6 protein-coding genes are annotated in these 5,207 nt (G+C 72.7%); all 6 read left to right on the forward strand.

Annotated features, from left to right (window positions below; genetic code table 11):
- Positions 1-103 precede the first annotated feature (103 nt).
- The 6 genes from OG276_RS39725 to OG276_RS39750 are packed head-to-tail and all read left to right on the forward strand — an operon-like array spanning position 104 to position 5,052.
- Positions 104-1,057 carry a TauD/TfdA family dioxygenase gene (locus OG276_RS39725; RefSeq protein ID WP_266914529.1) on the forward strand — a complete coding sequence of 318 codons (954 nt, stop codon included), beginning with the start codon at positions 104-106 and terminating at the stop codon, positions 1,055-1,057.
- Complete coding sequence (locus OG276_RS39730; RefSeq protein WP_266914531.1) at positions 1,057-1,860, forward strand: 4'-phosphopantetheinyl transferase superfamily protein; 804 nt, start codon at positions 1,057-1,059, stop codon at positions 1,858-1,860. The genes OG276_RS39725 and OG276_RS39730 overlap by 1 nt, the downstream gene beginning before the upstream one ends.
- 60 nt (positions 1,861-1,920) lie before the next feature.
- Positions 1,921-2,796 carry a pyridoxal-phosphate dependent enzyme gene (locus OG276_RS39735; RefSeq protein ID WP_266914533.1) on the forward strand — a complete coding sequence of 292 codons (876 nt, stop codon included), beginning with the start codon at positions 1,921-1,923 and terminating at the stop codon, positions 2,794-2,796.
- Positions 2,790-3,794 carry a 2,3-diaminopropionate biosynthesis protein SbnB gene (sbnB, locus tag OG276_RS39740; protein ID WP_266914535.1) on the forward strand — a complete coding sequence of 335 codons (1,005 nt, stop codon included), beginning with the start codon at positions 2,790-2,792 and terminating at the stop codon, positions 3,792-3,794. The genes OG276_RS39735 and sbnB overlap by 7 nt, the downstream gene beginning before the upstream one ends.
- Complete coding sequence (sbnA, locus tag OG276_RS39745) at positions 3,791-4,801, forward strand: 2,3-diaminopropionate biosynthesis protein SbnA (protein WP_266914537.1); 1,011 nt, start codon at positions 3,791-3,793, stop codon at positions 4,799-4,801. Before sbnB ends, sbnA begins: the two co-directional genes overlap by 4 nt.
- A gap of 32 nt (positions 4,802-4,833) precedes the next feature.
- A complete protein-coding gene (locus OG276_RS39750) occupies positions 4,834-5,052 on the forward strand; it encodes an MbtH family NRPS accessory protein (RefSeq protein WP_266914539.1) in 219 nt (72 codons plus the stop codon).
- Positions 5,053-5,207 lie beyond the last annotated feature (155 nt).

Here is a 5,207-nt window from a genome sequence, read left to right on the forward strand (position 1 = left end):
GCCGCGGGCCGGCGCTGTAGCGGCCGCATAGTTTTCGGCATGCTGCCCGGCCGACCCTCGGTTACGTCACACGAACACGTGCGCAGAGAAGAGGGATCCGACCATGCAGAGCACGGCCGAAGACAGGACGGGCACCTGGGCCCCGTTGGAGATCAGCGCCGACGGGGCCGGCGCCGACCGGCTCGCCGGACAGCTCGCCGAGACCGCCGGGGAGGAGGGCCTGGCCGCCCTGCTCACCAAGGAGAAGGGGATCGTCCTGCGGGGCTTCGGGATCACCCCCGACAGCCTCCCGGACGTCCTCGACCTGCTGCTCCCCAACCGGCTCGCCTACGTACACGGCAACTCCCCCCGCACGAAGGTCGGCGGCAACGTCTACACCTCGACCGAGTACCCGCCCGAGTTCACCATCTCCATGCACAACGAGATGAGCTACGCCCACCAGTGGCCCACCCGGCTCGCGTTCTACTGCGAGAAGGCCGCGGCCACGGGCGGCGCCACCCCCGCCCTGGACGCCGCGCGCTGGCTCGGCGCGCTCGACCCCGAGGTCCGCGAGGCCTTCGCCGGCGGCGTCCGCTACCTGCAGAACCTGCACGACGGCTACGGCCTAGGCAAGAGCTGGCAGGACACCTTCGAGACCAAGGAGCGCGACGACGTCGAGGCCTTCCTGGCCACCTCCGGGGCCGAATGGACCTGGAAGGCGGACGGCGGACTGCGCATCTCCCAGCACCGCCCGGCCACCACCCGCCACCCCGTCACCGGCGCCGAGGTCTGGTTCAACCAGGCCGACCAGTGGCACCCCGCCGGACTCGGCGACGACACCGCCGCACAGCTCGCGGCGATCATGCCGGCCGAGGACCTGCCGCAAGCCGTGACCTTCGCCGACGGCAGCCCCATCCCCACCGCCTTCGTCGAGCAGATCCGCGACCGCGCACTGGACAACGCCGTCGACGTCGACTGGCGCGAGGGCGACCTGATGCTCATCGACAACGTCCTGCTGGCGCACGGCCGCCGGCCGTTCACGGGCACCCGCCGGGTCCTCGTGGCGATGTCCGGCTGATGGGCGCGTCAGGGACCCCGGCAGCACTCCGGTCCCCGGCGGTCACCGCACTGCACCGGAACCTGCTCGACACCGGCGCCGTCCACGTCTGGCAGGGCCGCGCGCCCGGCCTGCTCTCACCCGCCGACCGGGCCGTGCTCTGCGCCCAGGAGCGCGAGCAACTGCGCGGCATGGCGGCCGGGGCGGGCGTCCACTACGCGGGCGTCCACGCCGCCGTACGCCGCATCCTCGCCCGGTACGCCGGCGTGGAGGCCGAGGCGCTGCGCATCGGCCGCCGCGCCTGCCCGCGCTGCGGGGGAGCGCCCCACGGCCGGCCCGGCATCGAATGGCCCGACCGCTCCCTGGAGTTCAACCTCTCGCGGTCCGGGTCCCACTGGCTGCTCGCGATCGCCGCCGGCCGCCAAGTGGGCGTGGACATCGAGGACGGCGCCGCCACCGAGGTCTCCGAGGAGTCCTCGCTGCTGGTCATGTCCCGCTCCGAGCTCGCCCACATCGAGGGGCGGCCGGACGCGGAATCCCGCCGGCAGGCCTTCTTCCGCTGCTGGACCCGCAAGGAGGCCGTGCTCAAGGCCAGCGGCGTCGGCATCGTCGTCGACCTGCCGGGCGTCGAGGTACAGCCGCAGACCCGTCCCGCGGCGCTGGTCCACCACGCCGAACCCACCGGCCCCTCGACCTGGCGCGTCGAGGACCTCCCGCTGGTCCCGCCCCTCTTCGGAGCGGTGGCCCAGGAGGCGGCCGGCGCGGGCCCCGTCGTCCACCACCGCCTCGCGGAGACGGACGCAGGGATTCGCATAGATGGCTGATAGAGGCCCCCCGCACATTGGTTCAGGCATCCCTGCGGTCCAGGGAGAGAGAGGAAACGAGTGAACCAGGCCGTACACCGAGGAATCATCTCCACCATCGGGAGCACCCCGCTCGTGGAGCTGAGCCGCCTCCTCGACGGATTCCCGTCCCGCGTCTTCATGAAGATGGAGCGCCACAACCCCGGCGGAAGCATCGAGGACCGCACGGCGCTCTCCCTGGTCCGGGAGGTGATCCGGCGCGAGGGGCGCGTCCCGGACGGCTCGCTCGCCGTCGAGATCTGCACCCCCGAACTCGCCGTCTCCCTCGCGCAGGTGTGCCGCTACTACGGCATCGACTTCCTCGCCCTGCTGGAGGGCGGAGCACCGGACCCCTTCCCGGCGCTCCTCACCGCCTACGGGGCGCGCCACGAGGCGGTCGCCCCCGGAACCGCCCCCGAGCGGATGGCGGAGATCATCGCCACCGTCTCCCCGGCGTTCCGCCTCAGCACCAGCGCCGCCCCCGTGTGGCCGCAGGAGGACAGCGACACCATGCGGGAGATCGCCGAGGCCCTGGAAGACCGGGTCGACCTGGTCCTGTGCGACCTCGCCTACCCCCGCACCCTCGGCGGCTGCGCCGAGTTCGCCAGGATCCAGGGCCTGGACACCGCCGTCGTCGGGGTCAGCCGCGGGCCCGCCCCGGTGCCCACCGGCCCGCTGGCGATCCCCTTCGGCGTCGACGACGTGGTGTGGGTCGACCAGAAGGAAGCGGCCCTCATGCGGGAACGGCTGCTGAGCACCGAGGGGCTGCTCGCCGACTCCACGGCGGGCGCGGCCGCCGCGGCCCTCGTCCAGCTCGCCCACCGGATTCCGGCCGGATCGAACTGCGTCATCGTCGCTCCGGCCGGCGGGGACCGCTGCCCGGAGAACTTCGAGCATAAGGAAGCGACACCATGCTGATTCTGCGTCATGCCGACGTCCGGCAGATACTGGACGGGCAGGAACGCCTCGTCGCCGACGTCGTGGAAAAGACGTACAAGGCCCATGACGAAGGCCGTACCGCACTGCCGCACTCGATATTCCTGCGCTTTCCGGACGCCCCGCGCGACCGCATCATCGGTCTTCCCGCGTTCGTCGGAGGAGACGAGCCCGCGACCGGGATGAAATGGATATCCTCCTTTCCCGGAAACCTCGAACAGGGTCTGGAACGCGCCAGCGCGGCGATCATCCTCAACGAGGCGGGAACCGGCCGCCCGGCCGCCCTGGTCGAGGGCTCGGTGATCTCCGCCAAGCGGACCGCCGCCAGTGCGGCCGTCGCCGCGCGGCTGCTCACCGCCGAGCCGGACACCCACGGCGCCGCACTCATCGGCTGTGGTGTCATCAACCTGGAAGTGCTGCGCTTCCTGCGCTCGGAGCTGCCGGGGCTGCGCCGGGTCACCGTCCACGACCAGGATCCGGCCCGCGCCGAGCTCTTCGCCCGCCGCGCCGCCGAGCTCACCGGCCTCGGCGTGACGGTCGCGGACACGGCCGGCGAGGCCCTCGCGGCCCACCGCCTGGTCTCCCTCGCCACGACCGCCGCCGCGCCCCACCTCGACCTCGCCCCGCTCGCCACCGGGTCCACCGTCCTGCACGTCTCCCTGCGCGACATCAAGGTCGAGGACATCCTCGCGGCGCAGAACGTCACCGACGACACCGACCACGTCAGCCGCGAGCAGACCTCGATCCACCTCGCCGAACAGGCCACCGGAAACCGGGACTTCGTCGACGCCGAGATCGGCCGGATCCTGCGCGACCCCGCCTCCTTCCGCCGCGACCCCGCCCGCACCCTCGTCTACTCCCCCTTCGGACTCGGCGCCCTCGACATCGCCCTGGCCGCCCGCGTCCACGCCGAAGCCGCCGCCAAGGGGCTGGGCGTGGAGGTGGAGGGCTTCCTGCCCGGGGAGACCCGCCCCTCATGAAGCCTGGACGCCGCGCCCTCGCCCAAGGGCTGCGCGAGACCATCGGCGGCACCCCGCTGGTGGCACTGGACCGGCTCCTGCCCGACTTCCGGTCCCGGATCTACGCGAAGATGGAACGCTTCAACCCCGGCGGCAGCATCAAGGACCGCACCGCCCTGCGCCTGCTCGCGGACAAGGTCGCCACCGGCGAACTCGAACCCGCCCGGTCCGTGGTCGTCGAGTCCAGCTCCGGCAACCTCGGCGTGGGACTGGCCCAGCTGTGCCGCAGCTTCGGCCTGCGCTTCATCTGCGTCGTCGACGCCCGTACCACCGCACGCAACATCGACCTGCTGCGCGCCTACCAGGCCGAGGTGGAGGTCGTCACCGAACCCGACCCGCAGACCGGCGAGTTCCTGCCCGCCCGGCTGCGCCGGGTCCGGGAACTGACCGAGCAGCTGCCGGGCGCCTACTGGCCCAACCAGTACAGCAACCCGCTCAACCCGATCGCGCACCACCGCACGATGGAGGAGATCGACCGTGCCCTCGGCGGCCGCGTCGACTACCTCTTCTCGGCCGTCAGCACCTTCGGAACCCTGCGGGGCTGCGCCGAGTACATCCGCGCGCACGACCTGGACACCACCGTCGTGGGCGTGGACGCCGCCGGCAGCGCCATCTTCGGCAACCCGCCGGGCCCCCGGCTGCTGCCCGGCCACGGCGCGGCCATCCGGCCGCCGCTCGCCGACCTGACCCTGGCCGACGAGGTGGTCCACGTACCCGACCTCGAAGCCGTCGCGGCCTGCCGCCGGCTGGTGCGCCGCGAGGCCGTCCTCGCGGGGGCCTCCTCCGGAGCCGTCGTCGCGGCCCTGGAGCAGCTCGCCGACCGGATCCCGGCGGGCTCCCAGTGCGTGCTCGTCTTCCCCGACGGCGGAGACCGCTACCTCGACACCGTCTACTCCGACGCCTGGGTCACCCAGCACTTCGGAGCCGTCTCCCACCTCTGGGAACCCCCCCTCACCACCTCCGTATGACACCCGACCGACCCCCTCTCCAGGAGACACCCATGTCCGAACAGCAGTCCGCCCCCGCCGCCTTCCGCGTCGTCCACAACGACGAGGAGCAGTTCTCCGTCTGGTGGGCCGACCGTGACCTCCCGGCCGGCTGGCACGCCGAGGGCACCGAAGGCAGCCGCGAGGAGTGCCTCGCGCACATCGACGAGATCTGGACCGACATGCGTCCGGCCAGCCTGCGCCGCCGCATGGCGGAGCAGGCCGCCGGCTGATCCGGCCCGTCGCCGCAGCAGCGCCGCTCCGCCGCACCGCCGCTCCGCCGCACCACGGCGGGCCGTGCGCACGGCTCAGGCACCCGTGCGCACGGCCCGCCCGCACACACCGCTTCCGGGGTTCGCCCGACGATCTCATTAGGAGTGCCAGCGTT

It is taken from the genome of Streptomyces sp. NBC_00086, from assembly GCF_026343255.1.
Taxonomy (GTDB): Bacteria; Actinomycetota; Actinomycetes; order Streptomycetales; family Streptomycetaceae; genus Streptomyces.

What these genes read in the sequence shown, in the direction of transcription:
- OG276_RS39725 (WP_266914529.1), top strand. Translation starts at nt 104, where the DNA reads ATGCAGAGCACGGCCGAAGACAGGACGGGCACCTGGGCCCCGTTGGAG.
- OG276_RS39730 (WP_266914531.1), top strand. Translation starts at nt 1,057, where the DNA reads ATGGGCGCGTCAGGGACCCCGGCAGCACTCCGGTCCCCGGCGGTCACC.
- sbnB (WP_266914535.1), top strand. Translation starts at nt 2,790, where the DNA reads ATGCTGATTCTGCGTCATGCCGACGTCCGGCAGATACTGGACGGGCAG.
- sbnA (WP_266914537.1), top strand. Translation starts at nt 3,791, where the DNA reads ATGAAGCCTGGACGCCGCGCCCTCGCCCAAGGGCTGCGCGAGACCATC.
- OG276_RS39750 (WP_266914539.1), top strand. Translation starts at nt 4,834, where the DNA reads ATGTCCGAACAGCAGTCCGCCCCCGCCGCCTTCCGCGTCGTCCACAAC.